This window comes from Paracoccus salipaludis (assembly GCF_002287065.1).
GTDB lineage: Bacteria > Pseudomonadota > Alphaproteobacteria > Rhodobacterales > Rhodobacteraceae > Paracoccus > Paracoccus salipaludis.
In genome coordinates this window covers 16,580-35,079 of sequence record NZ_NSJZ01000019.1, presented here as the reverse complement: position 1 = coordinate 35,079, position 18,500 = coordinate 16,580, and the positions used below count along the sequence as shown (strand labels likewise).

Below are 18,500 nucleotides of genomic sequence, written 5' to 3'. Positions count from 1 at the left end.
AGGTCGAAGGCCTCGATCTCGGGCTTGACGTCGTATTTCAGCATCTCGGACGCGAGCCAGTCCACCAGCTCGGGCGGGTTCTCGTAGACGCGGTTGGGGAAGTTGTTCGACCCCACCGACAAGGACGCCATGTCGGGGCGCAGCGGCAGCATCCCGCCCCGCGCCTGCCCCGCGCCCGAGCGGCCCCCCGTCGAAAGCTGCACGATCAGCCCGGGGCAGTGCTTCTCCAGCCCCTCCTTCAGCGCGGCAAAGCGCTCGGGGTCCGAGGTGGGCTTTCCCTCGTCGTCGCGGACGTGGCAGTGCGCGATGGTGGCGCCGGCCTCGAAGGCCTCGTGCGTGGACTCGATCTGCTCGGCCACAGTGATCGGCACCGCCGGGTTGTTCTCCTTGGTCGGCAACGACCCGGTGATGGCGACGCAGATGATGCAGGGGGTCTCGGTCATGATGTTTTGTCCGGCAAAGAAGGGGGGAAGGGTCGGCAGGCGGCGCCGCGTCACTCCCGGAAGGCTCCGGGGGTCAGGAACGCTTTGAGGAGGTCGTTGAACCGGTCCGCGGATTCCAGGTTGACGATGTGGCGTCCCGGCAGGGACACGTGATGTCCCCGCGGGACGGCGTCAGCGATCGCCTGCAGGTCGCCCGGTGGGCAGACCGGATCGTCGTCGCCCGAGATCGCCAGCACGGGCGACGCGATTTCGCCGAGCCGGTCGCGCAGGTCGGCCCCGGCCAGCGCCGCGCAGCATCCCGCATAGCCATCGGCCGAGGTGGCGGTGAAACCGTCCAGGACCGCCCTGACGGCGTCGGGCCGGGCGGCGCGGAAGGCGGGCGTGAACCAGCGTTCCGCCGTCGCAGGGACAAGGCCGGCCAGGCCGTCCGTTCTGACCTCGGCGATGCGGGCGTTCCAGCCTTCCGGCGTGCCGATCCGGGCCGCCGTGGCGCAGACGACAAGGCGGTCGAGCCGCGCGCCGGCGTGGATGCCCAGCCATTGCCCGGTCAGCCCGCCGATGGACAGCCCGCAGAAATGCGTCCGTCCGATCCCCAGCGCATCCCACAGCGCGATCACGTCGGCCCCCAGATCGGCCAGGCTGCAGGGCCGGGCGGGGGCGCCGGATTGCCCGTGGCCGCGCCGGTCGTAGCGCAGGATGCGGAAATCCTGCGCCAGGCCGGCAACCTGCGCGTCCCACATGTGCAGGTCGGTGCCCAGGGAATTGCAGAAGGTCAGCCAGGGCTTTCCCGAGTCTGCCCCGTCGATGCGGTAGTGAAGGCGATGGGCGGGCAGGTCGAGGCAGGGCATGTCACGGTTCCGGAAAAACAAGGCGGGCGCGCGGGTCCGGCCGCGCGCCCGTGGTGTCGCGAGATCAGGCGGCGGCAAGCCGCATCCGGTTGCGCTGGCGCTCGTTGCTGAAGGCGAAGACCATCATCGCCACCGCCGAGACGGCCGCCGGGATGGCGAAGATCAGGAAGTTCTGCCCCAGCGGCAGTTCCCGCGCCAGCAGCACGCCGCCAAGCGTCGGCCCGACGATGGCGCCGATCCGGCCCACGCCCGAGGCCCAGCCCAGGCCCGCCCCGCGCACCGACAGGTTGTAAAGCTGCGCGACGCTGGCATACAGCAGGATCTGCGTGCCGATGGTCGTGGCGCCGGCGACGAAGATCAGCGCGAACAGCAGCCCCGGCGCCGGGTTCATGCCGATCAGGGCGATGGACAGGGCGGCCGCCGCGAAGAAGCCGACCACCACCTTGGGCAGGCCGAAACGGTCGCCCATCCGGCCGCCCATGATCGCCCCCGCCATGCCGCCGAAGTTCAGCGAGAACAGCGACAGAAGGCTGGCGCGTTGGGCATAGCCCGCTTCCTGCAGGACCTTGGGCAGCCACGAGGACAGAAGGTAGACCAGCAGCAGGCAGCAGAAGAAGGACAGCCACAGCATCAGCGTGCGCAGGGCCCGGCCGTGGCGGAACAGCTCGGCCACCGAGGCCGGGGCGCCCCTGGCCTCGGTGAAGACCAGCCGGTCGTCGGCAGACAGCGCCACGGCCGGAGCGATGCGGGCGAAGATGCGCCTGGCCTCGTCCTGCCGGCCCTGACGGATCAGGAAGCCGAGCGACTCGGGCAGCCGCCACAGGATCAGCGGCAGCAGCGCCAGGGGCAGGGCGGCGATGAAGAACATCGGCTGCCAGCCGAAGGCGGGGATGAGGCCGATCCCCAGTCCCGCCGCGACCATGCCGCCGACGGAATAGCCCGAGAACATCAGCGCCACCATGGTGCCGCGCAGGCGCTTGGGCGCGTATTCGTTCATCAGCGCCACGGCATTCGGCATCAGCCCGCCGCAGCCCAGCCCCGCGATGAAGCGGAAGACCTTGAACTGCTCGGGCGTGCTGGCGAAGCCCGTCATCACCGTGGCCGAGGTGAACAGCGCGAAGCTGATCGCCACGCCCTTCTTGCGGCCGATCCGGTCCGCCAGCGGCCCCAGGATCAGGGCCCCGAACATCATGCCGAACAGCGCCCAGGCCTGAAGCGCGCCCGCCTGCGGCTTGGTCAGCCCCCATTCCGCGATCAGCGTCGGCAGCACGGTGCCCGCCACGAACACGTCATAGCCGTCCACGATCAGCAGCGCGCCGCAGAGCGCCACGACCATCCACTGGAATCTCCCGAACGGGCCGTCATCTATGGCCTCGCTCACCTCGATGTCGCGCATTCCTCGTCTCCTCCCTGTTGTTGGATTGCCGGTCAGTCAGCCCGTGTCGCCTCCCGCGACGGGCAGGACGGTTCCGGTGATGTAGGACGCCTCGTCCGATGCCAGGAAAAGGATCGGGGCGGCCTGTTCCTCGATGGTGCCGTAGCGGCGCATGAAGGCCGATTGCTTCACCTGGTCCACGACCTCGGCCATCCAGGCCTTCTCGGCCGCGCTGTCGCCCTCGGCGTTGCGGGGCACGCGGCGGGGCGGGGCCTCGGTTCCGCCGGGGGCGGTGGCGACGACGCGGATGTTGCGGCCCGCCATTTCCATCGCCAGCGAGTGGGTGATGGCGTTCACTCCGCCCTTGGCCGCCGAATAGGGCACGCGGTGGATGCCGCGCGTGGCGTTCGAGGACACGTTGACGATGGTCCCCGCCCCGCGCGCCAGCAGGTGCGGCAGGACCGCCCGGCAGCAGTAAAGCGTCGGCATCAGGGACCGCCGGATCTCGGCGTCGATCTGGACGGGCTCGAACTCGGCGAAGGGGCGCATCCGGATCGCGCCGCCGACGTTGTTGATCAGGATGTCGATGCCGCCGAAGGTCCGCGCGGCATGGGCCATCGCGGCCTCGGCGCCGTCCCAGGTTTCCAGGTCGGCGGTGAAGGCGGCGGCCCCGTTTCCGGCGTCCGCCGCGACCTCGGCCACGAAATCGGCGCGGTCCACCAGCAGGACCCGGCCCCCTTCGGCGGCGGCGCGCAGGGCGACGGCGCGGCCGATCCCCTGGGCGGCCCCGGTCACGACCAGCACCTTGCCCGCGAAGCGCCCGGCAAAGACCGCCGCCGTCATGCGCTGGCCTTCAGCGGCGCGTTGGGGGTGAACTTCTCGTAATGGAAGCTGGCGGGGCGGATGCCGTTCTCGTCCAGGTAATGGCGCACCGCATCGACCATCGCGGGCGGGCCGCAGAGATAGACATCAACCTCGCCTGCGGCCAGCATCTCCTCGGGCATGTGCTGCGTGACCCAGCCCTTGCGGGGATGGTCCGAGGCCGGGTCGGCGACGACCGTGGCGAAGGTGAAGTTCGGCAGCCGGCCGGCGAAGCCCGAAAGCTGGTCCACCAGCACCAGGTCGAGGTCGCGCGTCACGCCGTAGATCAGGTGGATGTCGCGGCGCGAGCCTTCGCGCGCCAGGACCTCGAGCATGGACAGGAAGGGCGCAAGGCCGGTGCCCCCGGCCAGGAACAGCAGCGGGCCGTCGCCGCCCCGCAGGTAGAAGCTGCCCATCGGCCCGGTCAGCTCCAGCCGGTCGCCGGGCCGGGCGCGGGTCAGCCAGCCGCTCATCAGCCCGCCCTCGATCTTCTTGATCAGGAAGCCGAGCGAACGTTCCCCCGGCGCCGTGCTGAAGGAATAGGAGCGGTGCCCGCTGCTGCCCGGCACGGCGATGTTGACATATTGCCCCGGCAGGAAGGCGGGCGCTTCCTCGGCGTCCAGTTCCAGCACCACGGCGGCGTCCTGCTGCGGCTCGATCCGGGTGACGGTGGCCGCGAAGACCTGCTGGCCGGTCTTGCACGAGGCGGCCGTCACCGGAACCGAGATCACGCAGTCCGAAGACGGCACCATCTGGCAGGTCAGGACAAGGCCCTCGGCGGCCTCGTCCTCGGTCAGGGCGTCCTCGATGTAGTCCTCGCCCATGTCGTAGCTGCCGCTTTCGGCCCGGCACTTGCAGGTGCCGCAGACGCCGTCCGAGCAGTCCATCGGCAGGTTGATCTTGTTGCGGAAGGCCGCATCGAGGACCTTCTCGCCCTTTCTGCAATCGACGAAGCGGGTGATCCCGTCCTCGAAGTTCAGCGCGATCGTATAGCACATGGTCGCCTCCTCCTTGCGGTTGTGCGGGGTTGGGGGCGGTCAGACGTGGTAGACGTCGATGACCTGGCGGATGTAGTCGTTCTTCAGGACGATCTTCTTGGCGGCGATCACCAGCCCGTCGCCCGCGCGGCGCAGGGTCACGAACATGGTGCCGAAGAACTGGTCCGTGACCTTGTAGCGGTGGTTCAGCGTGTGGAAGTTGTAGCGCACGTCCACTTCGGACCCCCGGTCCGCGACCACCTCGACGTTCAGGACGGCGTGGCTGGTGCGGGGTTCGGGGGTCGATGCGCCGGACCGTTCGGTCTTGATGCGGAAGACGCGGTCCTCCAGCCCCTCGCGGTTCGGGTAGTAGATCAGCGAGATCTGCGACTGCGGGTCCTCGGTGATGGTGTCGTTGTCGTCCCACGCCGGCATCCAGTAGGAGGCGTCGGGCGCGTAGCAGGTCAGCCATTCGTCCCACTGCCGGTCGTCCAGCAGCCGCGCCTCGCGGTAAAGGAAGGCGCAGATGGCGTCGTGGCCGATGCGCGCGCCGGTGGCGGTGTGATCCAGGCTCATGCCGCTTCTCCTTCGGTCTCGCGGGCCTTCTCTCCGGCCTTCTCGGCGGCCAGCGCGTCGCGCATCACCTTCGCCCAGTAGTCGTGCTGGCAGACGAACAGCCCCTCGTCCTCGCTGCGCTCGCCCGAGATCAGCGGGTTCAGGCCCATGCGGCGGGCGTTCTCGTCGGGGCCGTGGACCCACAGGGGCGCGCCGCGCGACATGTCGTTCCACAGGTGGTGGCTGCCCGCATAGGCGGTCTGGCAGGCGCGGAATTCCTCGAGGTCGTCCGAGGTGCCCATGCCCGAGACGTTGAAGAAATCCTCGTACTGGCGGATGCGGATGGCGCGGTCGGCGGCGCTTTCCCCCCTGGGGGCGAAGCAGAAGATCGTGACCTCGGTTTTGTCCACCGACAGCGGGCGGACGACGCGGATCTGGGTGCTGAACTGGTCCATCAGGAACACGTTCGGATAAAGGCACAGGTTGCGCGTCTGGTTGACGATGAAGCCCGCCTTCTCCTCGCCCACGCGGGCGACGATCTCGTCGCGGCGGTTCCAGACCGGGCGCACCTCGGGGTTGCGGGTGTTGGTCCACAGCAGGATATGGCCGTTGTCAAAGCCGTAGACGCCGGCGACCGACTTGGACCAGCTGTTGGCGTCCACCGCCTTGGTGCCGGTCTCGCTGCGGCGGTCCATGGTGGTGGCATAGTTCCAGTGGACGGAACTCACGTGATAGCCGTCGCAGCCGTTCTCCATCTGCAGCTTCCAGTTGCCGTCGTAGATGTAGGAGGAATTGCCGCGCAGGACCTCGAGCCCCTCGGGCGCCTGGTCGACGATCTGGTCGATGATGACCGTGGTCTCGCCCAGGTAGTCCTCGAGCGGGGCCACGTCGGCATTCAGGCTGCCGAACAGGAAGCCGCGATAGCTTTCGAAGCGCGCCACGCGGGTCAGGTCATGCGAGCCGTCGGTGTTGAACTGCTCGGGATACTGCGTGGTCTTCGCGTCCTTGACCTTCAGCAGCTTGCCGGTGTTCGAGAACGTCCAGCCGTGGAAGGGGCAGGTGAAGCTGCCCTTGTTGCCCTGCTTGCGGCGGCAGAGCATCGCGCCCTTGTGGGCGCAGGCGTTGATGACCGCGTTGAGCGCGCCGGTCTTGTCGCGGGTGATGACGACGGGCTGGCGGCCGATCCAGGTGGTGTAATAGTCGTTGATTTCCGGGATCTGGCTTTCATGCGCCAGGTAGACCCAGTTGCCTTCGAAGATGTGCTTCATCTCCAGCGTGAACAGATCCTCGTTGGTGAAGATGTCGCGCCGGCAGCGGTACAGGCCGGCCTCGGCGTCGTCCTGCACGGCGACCGCCAGCAGCTGGTCCAGGTCGCGGGCCTTTTCGATGATCGCGGACATGAGTTCTCCTTTCCGGGGGATGCGCGCGTCGCGGGCAGGCCCCTGGCCTAGATGTCGGTGATGAAAGGAACGGGTGCGGGGGGGGGCGGCCCCTCTGTTGCCGGGGGGCCGCCGTGCGGCGCGGCTCAGGCGGCGGCGCGGCGGCGCTGTTCGTTGACCTGGTTGTCCACGCCATCGACCAGTGCGGTCAGGTGAATGTCGAAGCTGATTTCCGCAAAGGGGCCGGTCAGGCCGTTGGCGCGGATGCTGTCCTCGTCCGTGCGTTCCACGACATGGGGTACAAGGCCCTCGCGGGTGGCATAGGCGAAGTCGTCGTCGATCAGCGGATCGCCCTCGATGTTGATCTGGGTGGTCAGCTTGCGGTGACCGTCGGCGCTGATGAAGAAGTGGATATGCGCCGGGCGCTGGCCGTGGCGGCCGAGGGCCGTCAGCAGCCTTTCGGTCGGGCTTCCGGGCGGGACGCCATAGCCCGAGGGCAGGATGCTCTGGAACCTGTAGCGGCCGTTCTCGTCGGCGACGATCGTGCGGCGCATGTTGAAGTCGGACTGCAGGCCGGTCGGGTCGAAGTGCGAATAGAAGCCGCGCGTGTCGCAGTGCCAGACCTCGACCCGGGCGCCGGGCAGGGGCCTGCCGTCCGAGCCGTAAACCGTGCCGTGCATGATCAGCGTCTGGCCGTCGGTGTCGCGCCCGTCGTCGAGCCGCGCAAAGCCCTGTGCCACCGGCGCGCCCGCGACATACAGCGGGCCCTCGATGGTGCGGGGCGTCGGGTTCTCGATCCCCAGGGCAGCGTCGATGGCGTCAAGCCGTTCGTCGATGAAGTGGTCCAGCCCCAGGCCGGGCGAGATCAGCCCCGCCTGGCCCGCCGCGCCCAGGTCGTTCAGCCAGGCGATGCCGGTCCAGTATTCGTCGGGGGTGATGTCCAGGTCGTCGATGGCCTTGAACAGGTCCGACATCAGGCGGTGCGTGATTTCCTTCATCCGCGGATTGCCGTCGTTGTTGTTCAGGCCGCTGAGTTCCTTCAGGAACGCCTGCACATCGGGACGGTCGTGGATCTTGACGGTCATGTTGTTCTCCTCCTGGATCTGCTTGAAATCTGGGTGGGCCGGTTCCCCCTCCGGCCTGTTGCGGCGGGTCAGCTGTCGTCGTCCCGGATGGCCGAGGGGTGACGCAGAAGCGGCGTCACGGTGATGGCCATGAAGGGGAACAGCGGCAGGCCGGACAGGATGTCGTGCAGCTCGGCGTTGTCCTGCACGTCGAAGATGCTGACGTTCGCGTACTGCCCGGCGATCCGCCAGATGTGGCGCCACTTGCCCCGCCGCTGCAGGTCCTGCGAATAGGCCTTCTCGCGGGCGAGGATGTCCGCCCGTTCCTCGGCGGGCAGGTCGCGCGGGATCTTCACGTCCATTGTCACATGAAACAGCATGGTCAGGCCTTTCCGGGCAGGCTGATGGTCTTGCGGATGCCGTCGCGGGCGAAGAAGGCCACGCGGTCCTCGTCCAGCGTCACGCCCAGGCCGGGCCCGGCGGGAACGGTCAGCTCGAAGTCGCCGTAGTCCAGCGGCTCGGCCAGGATTTCCTCGGTCAGCAGAAGGGGGCCGAAAAGCTCGGTGCCCCATTGGAGGTTGGCGAAGGTGGCGAAGGCATGGGCCGAGATCACCGTGCCCACCGCGCCTTCCAACATGGTGCCGCCGTAAAGCCCGATCCCCGCCGCGTCCGCGATGGCCGCGACCCGCAGGGCGTTGAAGGCGCCGCCGCTTTGTTCCAGCTTGACCGCGAAGACATCGGCGCCCTGCGCGCAGGCAAGGTCGAACGCGCTTTCGGGGCCGGTCAGCGCCTCGTCGGCCATCAGCGCCAGGGGGAAGCGGCGGACCAGCCGGGCCAGCGCCGCCGCAGAGGCGACGGGCTGTTCCACCAGTTCGCAGCCCGCGTCGGCCAGGGCGGCCATGCCCAGGGCGGCCTCGGTTTCCGACCAGGCCATGTTCACGTCGACACGCACCGCGGCGCGATCGCCAAGCGCGGCCTTGATGGCGGCGACATGGGCGATGTCCTCGCGAAGGCCCCGCGCGCCGATCTTCAGCTTGAAGACGCGGTGGCGGCGCAGGTCCAGCATCCGCTCGGCTTCCGCGATGTCGCGGGCGGTGTTGCCCGACGCCAGCGTCCAGGCCACCGGCAGCCGGTCGCGCCGGCGCCCGCCCAGAAGCTCGCTGACCGGAAGGCCGACCCGCTTGCCCTGCGCATCCAGCAGCGCGGTTTCCACCGCCGACTTGGCGAAGCGGTTGTCCTTCACCATCTTGCCGATGCGCGCCATCAGCGCCTGCACCCGCGTCGCGTCCTGGCCCGCCATCACCGGCGCGAACCAGGTGTCGATGTTGGTCTTCATGCTTTCGGGGCTTTCGCCCCCATAGGCCAGCCCGCCGATCGTGGTGCCCTCTCCCAGGCCGACGATGCCGTCGCTGCAATGGACGCGGACAAGCATCAGAACCTGTCCATCCATCGTCGCCACCGACAGCTTGTGGGGGCGGATGGTGGGCAGGTCCAGGATCACCGTCTCGACCCGCGTGACGACGGGCGTGGCGGTCGAGGTCAGGTCGAGGGGGGCGCATGACTGGTTCATGACGGGCAGCGTGCCTGCGGCCACCGCCGCCCGTCCAACACCATTTGCGTTTGAAACGATACCTTCAGGGTATTATGAAGGATTAAAGGCTGCGATTCAGCCACTTGCTGCGCCGCAGAATACCCTGGATGGACTGAAATCGGCTGTCTCGGCCCGAGGACACGGCATGGATCTGCGGCAGTTGCGCTATTTCACGGCCGTGGCGCGGGAACGGAACTTCACCCGCGCGGCCGAGATTCTGCACATTGCCCAGCCACCTCTCAGCCGGCAGATCCAGCTGCTGGAGGAGGAACTGGGCGTTGCCCTGATCGTCCGCAAAAGCCGGCCGATCAGGCTGACCGACGCGGGGCGGCTGTTCTACGAACAGGCGCTGCAGGTGCTGGGCCGGGTCGACCAGATGAAGGACGCGACGCGCCGGGTCGGGATGAACCGCAACCGGGTGCTGTCGATCGGCTTCGTGGCCTCGACCCTTTACGGGGGGCTTCCGGCGCTGGTCAGGAAGCTGCGGCAGAATGCGCCCGAGCTGGACATCCAGCTTCTGGAGATGCTGTCGATCCAGCAGATCCCGGCGCTCAAGGAGGGCCGCATCGACATCGGCTTCGGCCGCCTGAAGCATGGCGACCCGAATGTCGTCAGCACCGTCCTGCGCGAGGAACGCCTGGTGGTCGCTCTGCCGCAGGGCACGCCGCTTGCCCGCGAGACGACACCGCTGCCGCTGCCGGCGATCGGGGGACAAAGGCTGATCGTCTATCCCAAGGAGCCGCGTCCCAGCTATGCCGACCAGGTGCTGGCCCTGCTGCAGGATGAGGACATCCGTCCCGCCGACGTCCTGGAGGTGCGCGAGATCCAGACCGCGCTCGGGCTCGTCGCGGCGGAATCGGGCATCTGCATCATCCCGTCCTCGGCCCGGCAGATGCGGCCGGACGTGCGCTATCGGATGATCGACAACGCCCGGGCGGTCTCGCCCGTGATCCTCAACCACCGGGCGGGCGACAGTTCGCGCTATCTCGGCCTGGTCAAGACGCTGATCCGCGACATGTATGCCGAAAACCCGGCCTGGCTCGAGGCGAACAACCTTCCGATCCCGAGCCCGGACGGTTTGGGCCGGGACGAACCTCATCATCCGGCACCCCGCTGATCGACCTGAATGCGCATGGCGATCTTCAGGATCGGCGCCGGCTGCCGTGCCGCCCACCCGGTCGCGATCCACCAGGGTCGTCAGGGCTGCGCCGGCAGGACGGTGCCAGCGCAGGGACCGAGGCTGATGCGGTAGCCGCCGCCTTCTGCACCGGCGGACAGGCCGATCCCCGTCGCCGTCCCGGCCGTCTCCAGCAGCGCCGGTCCGGTCAGGGCTCGGCCGACTGTCAGGTCGTGGAACCCTGGCCGCGTTTCCTGCAGACAGGGCGGCAGGTGGCTCGGCGCCCTGACAACGGAAGGGTTCCGGCGCGGCTTGCGTCACGAACCGGGAATGATCGTCGTGCCGAGCGCCCTGCACTGCACGGAACCAGGCGAGGGGTATTCCCATGCCTGCACGCCGCGCGCCGACCGGTCGTTCAGCAGCACATGGCCGAAGACCATGCAACGGCCCGGCCGGGTGGTCCGGCCGGGCCTTGGGGCGCGCGTCAGATCAGGAAGCCGTCGAAGAAGGCTGCAAGCTCATCGGTCGCGTCCAGAGGCAGCACATGGGCGACATACTGGTCGGGACGAACCACGACCAGGGCGCCGCGGCTGCGGTCGATGCCCCGCAGCGCATGGATGTCCTGCGCGGGATCGGCGCAGTAGACCTTTTCATAGTCGATCAGCCCCAGCCTGCCGCTGCGGGGCAGAAGCAGCGGCGGCAGTTCTTCCAGCTTCAGCTCTCGGAAGTTCTGCGGGAAGACGGCACGCAGGTCGATCTGGGCGTCCACATCCTCGCCCGGACGGTTGTGGCGCAGCGGCGAGGCGGGGTCGTCCGCCAGGAAGGCGCACAACCGCTGGATCGCCGAACCCTCGGCGCCCGGGTCCTCATGGGGCGCAAAGGCGAACAGCCGCCAGCGGCCGTCCGCCGTGACCGCATGGCCAAGCTGCATCGGCCGCGCGTCGGCAAGCCGGATCACGGGGGCGGAATGGAACCGTGCCCCGATGGGATAGCCCGTCGCCAGGTGCTGGTGCGTCGCCCCGCCGGTCAGGGTCGAGGGCGCATAGGTCACCTGCATGCCGGCGGTGTAGCGGCCGTTCTCGATGAAGCTGCGCTGGAACAGCGGCGTGTCCCCGGCCGCGGCGTCCTCGGGGCGCTCGCTCATGATCCGGGCCCATTTGCGGTCGAAGTCGATGAGGTCCTGCGCCACGCCCTGCCGCTCGGCCGAATAGCTGTGCAGGATGGCGGGGTCGGCGCGGCCCCGCAGCACGGCGGCCAGCTTCCAGCCGAGGTTGAAGGTGTCCCCCATCGACACGTTCATCCCTTGCCCAGCCTTGGGGCTGTGGGTGTGGCAGGCGTCGCCCGCGATGAACACGCAGGGCAGGCGGTCCGACCCTTCCGGCACGTCGTCGAACCTGTCGGTCAGGCGCTGGCCGATTTCGTAGACCGACCACCAGGCGACCTCGCGGACGTCGAGCGAATAGGGCGCAAAGACCGCCTGCGCCGAGGCGATCAGCTTTTCAACGGTGATGGCGCGGTCGGCGACCCGTTCGCCGGGGGCGAGCTTGTCCAGCTCGATATAGATGCGCGTCAGGTAACCGCCCTCGCGGGGGATGATCAGGACGCTGCCCTGCGAGGATTTCAGGATCGACTTCATGCGGATGTCGGGGAAGTCGGTGACGCAGAGCACGTCCATCACCCCCCAGGCCTGGTTGGCGGAATCGCCCCTCAGCTCGCGCCCGATGGCCCGGCGCACGGCGCTGCGCGCGCCGTCGCAGCCGACCGCATAGCGCGCCCGGACCGTCCGGGTGCTGCCGTCGGCCGCCTCCAGCACCGCCGTCACCGGGTGATCGCCGCTGTCCGCCACGGTCAGATCGCGCAGGGTCAGGCCATAGTCGGGGCTCAGCCGGTTCGGGCTGTTGCGCATGATGTCCAGGTACATGTCATGGACGCGCGCCTGGTTCAGGATCACGTGCGGCATCTCGGACAGGCCGTCCTCGACGTCCTGGATGCGGCCGTTGCGCGTCAGGCGCGACGGATCGGCGGGATCGGGCTTCCAGAAGGTCGTCTCGTTCACCCAATAGCCCTGGTCCAGCACGGTGGAAGCGAAGCCGAAGGCCTGAAACATCTCCATCGAGCGGCAAGAGATGCCGTCGGCCTGGCCCTTGTCCATCGGGCCCTCGCGGCGCTCGACCAGGCGGGTGACGATCTCGGGGAAGGCCGAAAGCTGGGCGGCCAGCGTCAGCCCGGCGGGTCCGCTGCCGACGATCAGCACGTCCATCCTGTCAGGCAGCGGGGTGCCGTCCTCGGGAACCCCCGGGGCCGCGGGCCGGATGGTCGGGTCGCCGGGGCGGAAGCCGTCGCGGTGATACTGCATGTGATCCTCCCTGATTTGGTAAGACGGCATACAATCTGGCGGCTTGGCAGGCAAGGACAAGTAAGTGTAGCTACAAACTGCGCCTTGCCCGACAGGAACGACGGTGACTGACCCAACCCTCCGCACCATGCCCGGCCACCTGATCCGGCGCCTGCACCAGTTGTCCACGCAGGTCTTCGCCGCGGCGATGGCGCAAGCGGGCGAGGACCTGACGCCGGTCCAGTTCGCGATGATGGATGCGCTCGCGGCCGAGCCCGGGCTGGATCAGGCGTCGCTTGCGCGCGCCATCGGCAAGGACCGCGCGACGGTCGGGGCCGTGGCCGAGCGGCTGGCGAAGAAGGGCCTGATCGCGCGCACGGCCAGCGCCCATGACCGGCGCGCCATCGAGCTGGAGCTGACCGGCGCGGGCCGGGACCTGCATGCCCGGCTGGCCCCGCGCGTGGCCGCGATCCAGGCCGACATCCTGCCGGGGCTTTCCGAGGCCGAGCGCGCGACATTCGTCGCCCTGGTCGCCCGCGCGCTGGCCGCGGCGGGCGACTGATGGGTGCAGGCGTGACGAAGTCCGGCACAGGTTCGCCTGCCCGCCTTCAGCGCGATCCGGGCGATGAGGGCAGGGCCCTTGCCGTTCCGGAGCCCGCCGCCGGGACGCCCGGCTCGCGTCCGTGGCGGCGCCGGGACTTGACGCTTGCCTCGGTCTTAACCGACAACCGCGGGAATCTCGCAGTCCACAGGCAAGGCGCATGACCCTCATCTCCGCGACGATTCTGACCGGCTTTCTGGGTTCCGGGAAGACCACGCTGCTCAAGCGCGTGCTCGGCGAAGCGCATGGCCAGAAGATCGCCGTCATCGAGAACGAGTTCGGCGAGGAGAACATCGACAACGACATCCTCGTTTCGGACAGCAACGAGCAGATCATCCAGATGAGCAACGGGTGCATCTGCTGCAGCATCCGCGAGGATCTGCGCAGCACCCTGCGGATGCTGGCCGTCAAGCGGCACGAAGGGGAACTCGACTTCGACCGTGTCGTCATCGAGACGACGGGGCTGGCCGACCCCGGTCCCGTGGCGCAGACCTTCTTCATGGACGAGGACGTGGCCGGCAGCTACGTCCTCGATTCCATCATCACGCTGGTGGACGCCAAGCACGCCGACCAGCAGCTGGACGCCCGGCAGGAGGTGCGCCGGCAGATCGGCTTCGCCGACCGGATCTTCGTGACCAAGGCCGACCTGGCGGATCGCGACGCTCTCGAAACGCTGATCCCCCGACTGAAGAGGATGAACCCGCGCGCGCCGGTCGAGATGGCCCGTTTCGGGGACGTGCCGCTCGGCAAGGTGCTGGATCTGCAGGGCTTCAACCTGAACGCCAGGCTGGACATCGACCCGGAGTTCCTGACCGGCGACGACCATGCGCACGACCACTGCGACCATGACCACGGGCATTGCCGGCATGATGCCGAAGGCCATGCTCAGGGCGGGCACGGGCACGGGCACGGGCACGGGCATCACCATCACCACGACGACGACGTGAAAAGCTTCGTTTACAGGGCCGACCGCCCCTTCGACCCGGTCCGCCTGGAAGAGTTCCTGACCGCCGTCGTCGATGTGCACGGCCCGAACATGCTGCGCTACAAGGGCGTGCTGAGCATGAAGGGCCTCGACCGCAAGGTCATTTTCCAAGGGGTCCACCAGGTCATGGGCAGCGACCTGGGACCGGCGTGGCAACCCGGCGAGCCGCGGCAAAGCCGGATGGTGTTCATCGGCATCGACCTGCCCCGGAACATCCTGGAAGAGGGGCTGGAGCAGTCCCTGGCTTGAAAGCCCGCCCTGCCGAAGGCAAGGGGACGGGTTCAGCCGCCCGCCTGTGAGGACCAGTCATGAAGCGCACCGTTGACCGATCTTCGCCGGTCCCCCTGCACAGCCAGATCAAGCAGATCCTGATCGACGAACTGCAGGACCCGGACCGCACGGCGGCCCCGGTCCTGACCGAGAACGGGCTGATCAAGCGGTTCCAGGTGAGCCGCGCGCCGATTCGGCAGGCGCTGAAGGGCTTGGCGGACGAGGGCTTCGTCATCCGCCACCGCGCCAAGGGCACCTTTCCCGTCCGCGGCCTGAACGTGCGCCTTCCGTCGGCCGTCGAAATCGGCGGGCTCAGCCGGTACCTGACAGAGCAGGGGATGAAGCCGACCTCGCGCGTGCTGGACGTCCGGAGGGTCGAGGCGCCGGAGGAGGTCAGGCAGGCGCTCGGCCTCGAGCCGGGCGAGGAACTGCTTCATCTCAAGAGGGTCATCCTTGTCGAGGACTCTCCGCTGGTTCTGGCCGCCAGCTATCTGCGGACGCCGCCCGGCTTCCTTCCCGGCAAGGAAGAACTCGAGCGCAGCGGAACGATCTTTTCACTGGTGGAACAGCAGCTTGGCATCGTCTTCACGCATGGCGAGCAGAATATATGGGCCGCAGGCGCCACGGGGGAAGAAGCGGACGCGCTTGATGTCAAGGCGGGCGACCCCGTGCTTGTCACGGTGACGACCATGTTCAAGGCCGACGGGTATCCGGGCCTGTGGCGGCGCGCGGTGCACCGCGCCGAAGACTTCAAGTACGCCCTCAGCATCAACCGCTGAAAACCTCTTTTCTTGTCCCAGCCATTGTTATAATAATAGCACAATAAGGACGGCCGGAGGGAGCGCCGTCCCGATCGCGACGGACGTGTTCTGGGTGGGGAAGAACGCCGTTCTCCTGCGCCAAAGGGAGGAAATCATGTGCCTTAAACACAGCCGCGGCGCGGCTGAACCGGTGCCGCCGTTCACCTCGCTGTTTCTCGACCGGCCCGCTGACAGGGAGGCCACCGTTGGCACGGTCAACACCGTGCTTGGCGCGGTGGAGGCGAGCCAGCTTGGCGTGACGCTGCTGAGCGAGGCGCTGATGTATGTGCTGCCCGGCGCCGAGTACGCTTTCGACATCAGGATCGACCGCGCCGAGGTCTTCGACCGGCTGGCGGCCAGGCTGGCCGAGTTCAAGGCGGCGGGCGGCGGCACGATCGTCGACGCCACCGGCATGTTCCAGGGGCGCGACCTGCGGCTGTACGAGGCACTGTCCCGCGCCACCGGCGTCCATATCGTCGCCACGTCCGGGCAGGGGCCGGAGAACATGCTGGGCGGGTATTTCCTGACCCCGCAGACGAACCCCCCGACCCCCTGGCCCGCCCAGAAATTCGCCGAGATGTTCGGCCGCGAAGTGAACGAAGGCATGGTCGTTCCGCGGCTGGAGCGGCGTGCGCCCGCCGGGATGATCTGCACGGCGGTCAGCCTCGAGGGCATGACGGCCACCGATGGCAGCCTGGTGCGCGGCGCGGCGCGGGCCGGCGCGACCTACGGGGTGCCGGTCTTCATCCGGTGCGGCTCGGATGCGCTTGCGGAACTGCAGTTGGCCATCGAGGAGTCGATGCGGCCTGACCGTGTCGTGATCGCCGGGCTCGACCGCCGCGACGCCGTTGCCAAGGGCTGGCCCCTGGCGGTGGCGCAGGCCGGGGCCTGCGTCGGCATCGACCACGTGGGCTCGACCGATCCCTTCTACGTCAGCGATGCCGAGCGCGTGGCCCTGGTCCTCGACCTGATCGGGGCGGGCCATGCCGACCGCATCGTCCTGTCGTCCAGCGCCACCGGCGTGGCCTTCGGCGAGCCGGGCAACGACCTGCCCTTCGCCACCGTCCTGACGACCTTCGTGCCCATGCTGGAACAGGCGGGCGTTTCCCGGGACCTGATCGACCAGATCCTGATCACGAACCCCGCGCGCCTTCTGAGCGTGGGCGGAGAAGCTTGATGACACGCGTAAACACGGTCCTTGGCACGATTTCGGCGCATGAACTGGGGTTCGTCGCCATCCACGAACATATCGGCTACGGCATGCCCGGCAGCGAGCTTGACAGCCGCTGGTGGAAGACGCCGGAAGAACGCTATGACGAGACGGTGCCCAAGCTGCGGCAGTTCCACGAGAACGCCAAGCCCTGGGGTGCTGCGACCTTCGTGGACGCGACCGGCATCTGCAACGGCCGCGACGTGGACTATTACAAGTCCCTGTCGGCCAAGACCGAGGTCCATATCGTCGCCAGCACCGGCTTTGTCGGCGGCGACACCGCGCTGCCCTTCTTCGAGCGCGCCAGCGTCGAATACCTGACCGACCAGTTCGTCCACGAGATCGACGTGGGCATCGGCACCAGCGGGGCGAAGGCCGGCATCATCAAGGTCGGCGTCAGCCGCGGCTTCAAGATGAAGGAACTGGACAAGCGCATCTACCGCGCCGCGGCCCGCGCCTCGAAGGTCACGGGCGCGCCGATCTTCACCCACCTCGCCGTGGACTGCGAGCCGGCGCTTGCCATCTTCGCGGAAGAAGGGCTGCCCTGCCACCGCGTCCTTTTCGGCCATGCCGACGACGGCGTGAGCCAGGGCAGGATCAACGAACAGGCCATTCTCGCAGCCGGCGGCCGGATCGGCTTCGACACCTTCGGCTATGACCTGGAACTGCCCGACCCGCCGTTCTGGGGTCGCCCGCGGCAGGAACGCCTGGATCATCTTCTCCGCTATCTGCAGGGCGGGCTTGTGGACCAGGTGCTCGTCTCGGCGGATGCGAACTGCTCGCCGCTCGGCTGGCCCGGCGTCAAGGGGCACACCGTCAACTACCTGTTCGAACAGCTCATCCCCGACCTTCACGGGGCGGGGATCGATGACGCCACCATCGACAGGATCTTCGCGCAGCTCGCGGCAGAGTTCCTGACCCTGCAGCCGATCTCCGCTCAGTAACGAAACGGGTTTCAAGGGGGGAGCCATGACACCTGATACTCTGAAAAGCCTGCGCGTCGCCGTGATCGGCGCCGGCTATGCGGGCGCGACCGCCGCTCTGGCCCTCAGCCGGCTGGGCGCCGATGTCACCGTCTACGAACAGGCGCGGCAGGTCCGCGAGGTCGGCGCCGGGATCGGCCTGCGCCCCTCGACCATGGACCAGTTCCGCAAGCTCGGGATCTTCGACGCCATCGACCGGGTCACCACGGCCAGCAACTTCTTCGAGATCCTGACCGCGCAGGGCCAGCGCATCGCGATGGAGGAATGGCCGGAAAAGCAGGCCTTCAACGCCTCGACCCATTTCGTGCATCGCGGCGACTTCATCGACGCGCTGCTGGGCGTGCTGCCCGAGGGCATGGTCAAGCTGGACCACAGACTGGTCAGGCTGACCGACAACGGCAGCACCGCGACCGCCATCTTCCACAACGGGACCGAGATCGAGGCCGACCTGATCGTGGGCGCCGACGGCATCCGCTCGCAGGTGCGCCAGCACCTGTTCGGCGACCACGCCCCCGTCTTCGCGGGCGAGCACGCCTATCGCGCCGTGATCCCGATTGCCGACACCTTCGGGCTGGTCGGGGACGGCAACCTGCGCATGTACCTGGGCCACGGCACCAAGATCTATCTGCTGCCGCTGCTTCACCGCAACGAGGTCTCCTACGACGTGACCTGCCTTGCGACGGATTCCACGCCCGCGCCGCAGGGCAGCAAGGAACAGCTGCTCAGGGTCGTGGGCGGCTTCGACGACAGGCTGGTGAAGATCACCGAGGGCCTCGACATGGAGAAGGTGAACCTGCGGGCCGTCTATGACATCGACCCGGTGGACAGCTGGCATTCCGGCTCGGTGGTCCTGATCGGCGACGCGGCCCATGCGATGCTGCACCACCAGGGGCAGGGGGCCAACTCGGCCGTGCTGGACGCGGGCGCGCTGTCCGACGCGCTGGAGGCGGCCGGCTCGGTCGCCGAGGCACTGGCGCAGTATCAGGCCAACCGCAAGCCGGTGACCGACATGCTTCAACGCACCTCGCGCCAGGGCTGGAGCGAGGACGAGATCATGACCGTCTTCCCCAACCAGCGCCCCGGCGAAATCGCGGCACGGAGCTGAC

Annotated in this window: 19 protein-coding genes; 7 read left to right on the top strand and 12 right to left on the bottom strand. The window is 68.3% G+C overall.

Features of this window, described 5'->3' with window-relative positions; translation table 11 throughout:
• The 10 genes from CK240_RS15210 to CK240_RS15165 all read right to left on the bottom strand — a co-directional run.
• On the bottom strand, positions 1 to 443 hold a 443-nt coding region (locus tag CK240_RS15210), incomplete at its 3' end, for a beta-keto acid cleavage family enzyme (RefSeq protein WP_135058855.1).
• 50 nt (positions 444 to 493) lie between these two features.
• Positions 494 to 1,291: a 3-oxoadipate enol-lactonase gene (gene pcaD / locus CK240_RS15205; protein ID WP_095641183.1), complete on the bottom strand. Its 798-nt coding sequence runs from the start codon at positions 1,289 to 1,291 to the stop codon at positions 494 to 496.
• A gap of 64 nt (positions 1,292 to 1,355) precedes the next feature.
• Positions 1,356 to 2,687, bottom strand: a complete 1,332-nt coding sequence (locus CK240_RS15200; protein ID WP_095641182.1) for an MFS transporter — start codon at positions 2,685 to 2,687, stop codon at positions 1,356 to 1,358.
• Between the two features lie 36 nt (positions 2,688 to 2,723).
• The gene (gene benD, locus CK240_RS15195) at positions 2,724 to 3,509 is read right to left on the bottom strand and encodes a benzoate diol dehydrogenase BenD (RefSeq protein ID WP_095641181.1); all 786 of its coding nucleotides are present in this window, start codon (positions 3,507 to 3,509) and stop codon (positions 2,724 to 2,726) included.
• A complete protein-coding gene (gene benC / locus CK240_RS15190) occupies positions 3,506 to 4,525 on the bottom strand; it encodes a benzoate 1,2-dioxygenase electron transfer component BenC (protein WP_095641180.1) in 1,020 nt (339 codons plus the stop codon). Before benC ends, benD begins: the two co-directional genes overlap by 4 nt.
• Before the next feature lie 39 nt (positions 4,526 to 4,564).
• Positions 4,565 to 5,080: a benzoate 1,2-dioxygenase small subunit gene (benB, locus tag CK240_RS15185; RefSeq protein WP_095641179.1), complete on the bottom strand. Its 516-nt coding sequence runs from the start codon at positions 5,078 to 5,080 to the stop codon at positions 4,565 to 4,567.
• Positions 5,077 to 6,459, bottom strand: a complete 1,383-nt coding sequence (locus CK240_RS15180; RefSeq protein ID WP_095641178.1) for an SRPBCC family protein — start codon at positions 6,457 to 6,459, stop codon at positions 5,077 to 5,079. Before CK240_RS15180 ends, benB begins: the two co-directional genes overlap by 4 nt.
• A 125-nt stretch (positions 6,460 to 6,584) precedes the next feature.
• Positions 6,585 to 7,523: a catechol 1,2-dioxygenase gene (gene catA, locus CK240_RS15175; RefSeq protein WP_095641177.1), complete on the bottom strand. Its 939-nt coding sequence runs from the start codon at positions 7,521 to 7,523 to the stop codon at positions 6,585 to 6,587.
• Positions 7,524 to 7,591: 68 nt separating this feature from the next.
• Complete coding sequence (catC, locus tag CK240_RS15170) at positions 7,592 to 7,882, bottom strand: muconolactone Delta-isomerase (protein ID WP_095641176.1); 291 nt, start codon at positions 7,880 to 7,882, stop codon at positions 7,592 to 7,594.
• Positions 7,883 to 7,884: 2 nt separating this feature from the next.
• On the bottom strand, positions 7,885 to 9,072 hold the full coding sequence (locus CK240_RS15165; RefSeq protein WP_095641186.1) for a muconate/chloromuconate family cycloisomerase: 1,188 nt from the start codon (positions 9,070 to 9,072) through the stop codon (positions 7,885 to 7,887).
• Positions 9,073 to 9,238: 166 nt separating this feature from the next.
• Here CK240_RS15165 and CK240_RS15160 point away from each other — a divergent pair, with 166 nt between their 5' ends.
• Positions 9,239 to 10,210: a LysR family transcriptional regulator gene (locus CK240_RS15160; RefSeq protein ID WP_095641175.1), complete on the top strand. Its 972-nt coding sequence runs from the start codon at positions 9,239 to 9,241 to the stop codon at positions 10,208 to 10,210.
• Between the two features lie 317 nt (positions 10,211 to 10,527).
• Here the strand turns inward: CK240_RS15160 and CK240_RS19470 are convergent, their stop codons facing one another.
• Both CK240_RS19470 and CK240_RS15155 read right to left on the bottom strand, forming a co-directional pair.
• Positions 10,528 to 10,650, bottom strand: a complete 123-nt coding sequence (locus tag CK240_RS19470; protein WP_276305469.1) for a hypothetical protein — start codon at positions 10,648 to 10,650, stop codon at positions 10,528 to 10,530.
• A gap of 44 nt (positions 10,651 to 10,694) precedes the next feature.
• Entirely contained in the window at positions 10,695 to 12,566 is a 1,872-nt protein-coding gene (locus CK240_RS15155; protein ID WP_095641174.1) for an FAD-binding monooxygenase, read from the bottom strand.
• Positions 12,567 to 12,669: 103 nt separating this feature from the next.
• Here CK240_RS15155 and CK240_RS15150 point away from each other — a divergent pair, with 103 nt between their 5' ends.
• The 6 genes from CK240_RS15150 to CK240_RS15125 all read left to right on the top strand — a co-directional run bounded on the left by CK240_RS15150 (position 12,670) and on the right by CK240_RS15125 (position 18,499).
• Positions 12,670 to 13,107 (top strand): MarR family winged helix-turn-helix transcriptional regulator, encoded by a 438-nt coding sequence (locus tag CK240_RS15150; RefSeq protein WP_240517481.1) that lies wholly within the window; start codon positions 12,670 to 12,672, stop codon positions 13,105 to 13,107.
• A gap of 199 nt (positions 13,108 to 13,306) precedes the next feature.
• Positions 13,307 to 14,380: a CobW family GTP-binding protein gene (locus CK240_RS15145; protein WP_095641172.1), complete on the top strand. Its 1,074-nt coding sequence runs from the start codon at positions 13,307 to 13,309 to the stop codon at positions 14,378 to 14,380.
• A 59-nt stretch (positions 14,381 to 14,439) separates the two neighbouring features.
• On the top strand, positions 14,440 to 15,180 hold the full coding sequence (locus tag CK240_RS15140) for a GntR family transcriptional regulator (RefSeq protein ID WP_095641171.1): 741 nt from the start codon (positions 14,440 to 14,442) through the stop codon (positions 15,178 to 15,180).
• Between the two features lie 136 nt (positions 15,181 to 15,316).
• On the top strand, positions 15,317 to 16,378 hold the full coding sequence (locus CK240_RS15135; protein WP_095641170.1) for a phosphotriesterase family protein: 1,062 nt from the start codon (positions 15,317 to 15,319) through the stop codon (positions 16,376 to 16,378).
• Positions 16,378 to 17,355 (top strand): phosphotriesterase family protein, encoded by a 978-nt coding sequence (locus CK240_RS15130; RefSeq protein ID WP_095641169.1) that lies wholly within the window; start codon positions 16,378 to 16,380, stop codon positions 17,353 to 17,355. Before CK240_RS15135 ends, CK240_RS15130 begins: the two co-directional genes overlap by 1 nt.
• 25 nt (positions 17,356 to 17,380) lie before the next feature.
• Positions 17,381 to 18,499: an FAD-dependent oxidoreductase gene (locus CK240_RS15125; protein ID WP_095641168.1), complete on the top strand. Its 1,119-nt coding sequence runs from the start codon at positions 17,381 to 17,383 to the stop codon at positions 18,497 to 18,499.
• Position 18,500: the final 1 nt, after the last annotated feature.

What these genes read in the sequence shown, in the direction of transcription:
- CK240_RS15160 (WP_095641175.1), top strand. Translation starts at nt 9,239, where the DNA reads ATGGATCTGCGGCAGTTGCGCTATTTCACGGCCGTGGCGCGGGAACGG.
- catA (WP_095641177.1), bottom strand. Translation starts at nt 7,523, where the DNA reads ATGACCGTCAAGATCCACGACCGTCCCGATGTGCAGGCGTTCCTGAAG.
- CK240_RS15165 (WP_095641186.1), bottom strand. Translation starts at nt 9,072, where the DNA reads ATGAACCAGTCATGCGCCCCCCTCGACCTGACCTCGACCGCCACGCCC.
- benC (WP_095641180.1), bottom strand. Translation starts at nt 4,525, where the DNA reads ATGTGCTATACGATCGCGCTGAACTTCGAGGACGGGATCACCCGCTTC.
- catC (WP_095641176.1), bottom strand. Translation starts at nt 7,882, where the DNA reads ATGCTGTTTCATGTGACAATGGACGTGAAGATCCCGCGCGACCTGCCC.
- CK240_RS15145 (WP_095641172.1), top strand. Translation starts at nt 13,307, where the DNA reads ATGACCCTCATCTCCGCGACGATTCTGACCGGCTTTCTGGGTTCCGGG.
- CK240_RS15180 (WP_095641178.1), bottom strand. Translation starts at nt 6,459, where the DNA reads ATGTCCGCGATCATCGAAAAGGCCCGCGACCTGGACCAGCTGCTGGCG.
- CK240_RS15130 (WP_095641169.1), top strand. Translation starts at nt 16,378, where the DNA reads ATGACACGCGTAAACACGGTCCTTGGCACGATTTCGGCGCATGAACTG.
- CK240_RS15200 (WP_095641182.1), bottom strand. Translation starts at nt 2,687, where the DNA reads ATGCGCGACATCGAGGTGAGCGAGGCCATAGATGACGGCCCGTTCGGG.
- benD (WP_095641181.1), bottom strand. Translation starts at nt 3,509, where the DNA reads ATGACGGCGGCGGTCTTTGCCGGGCGCTTCGCGGGCAAGGTGCTGGTC.
- CK240_RS15155 (WP_095641174.1), bottom strand. Translation starts at nt 12,566, where the DNA reads ATGCAGTATCACCGCGACGGCTTCCGCCCCGGCGACCCGACCATCCGG.
- CK240_RS15125 (WP_095641168.1), top strand. Translation starts at nt 17,381, where the DNA reads ATGACACCTGATACTCTGAAAAGCCTGCGCGTCGCCGTGATCGGCGCC.
- CK240_RS15140 (WP_095641171.1), top strand. Translation starts at nt 14,440, where the DNA reads ATGAAGCGCACCGTTGACCGATCTTCGCCGGTCCCCCTGCACAGCCAG.
- pcaD (WP_095641183.1), bottom strand. Translation starts at nt 1,291, where the DNA reads ATGCCCTGCCTCGACCTGCCCGCCCATCGCCTTCACTACCGCATCGAC.
- CK240_RS15135 (WP_095641170.1), top strand. Translation starts at nt 15,317, where the DNA reads ATGTGCCTTAAACACAGCCGCGGCGCGGCTGAACCGGTGCCGCCGTTC.
- benB (WP_095641179.1), bottom strand. Translation starts at nt 5,080, where the DNA reads ATGAGCCTGGATCACACCGCCACCGGCGCGCGCATCGGCCACGACGCC.
- CK240_RS19470 (WP_276305469.1), bottom strand. Translation starts at nt 10,650, where the DNA reads ATGGTCTTCGGCCATGTGCTGCTGAACGACCGGTCGGCGCGCGGCGTG.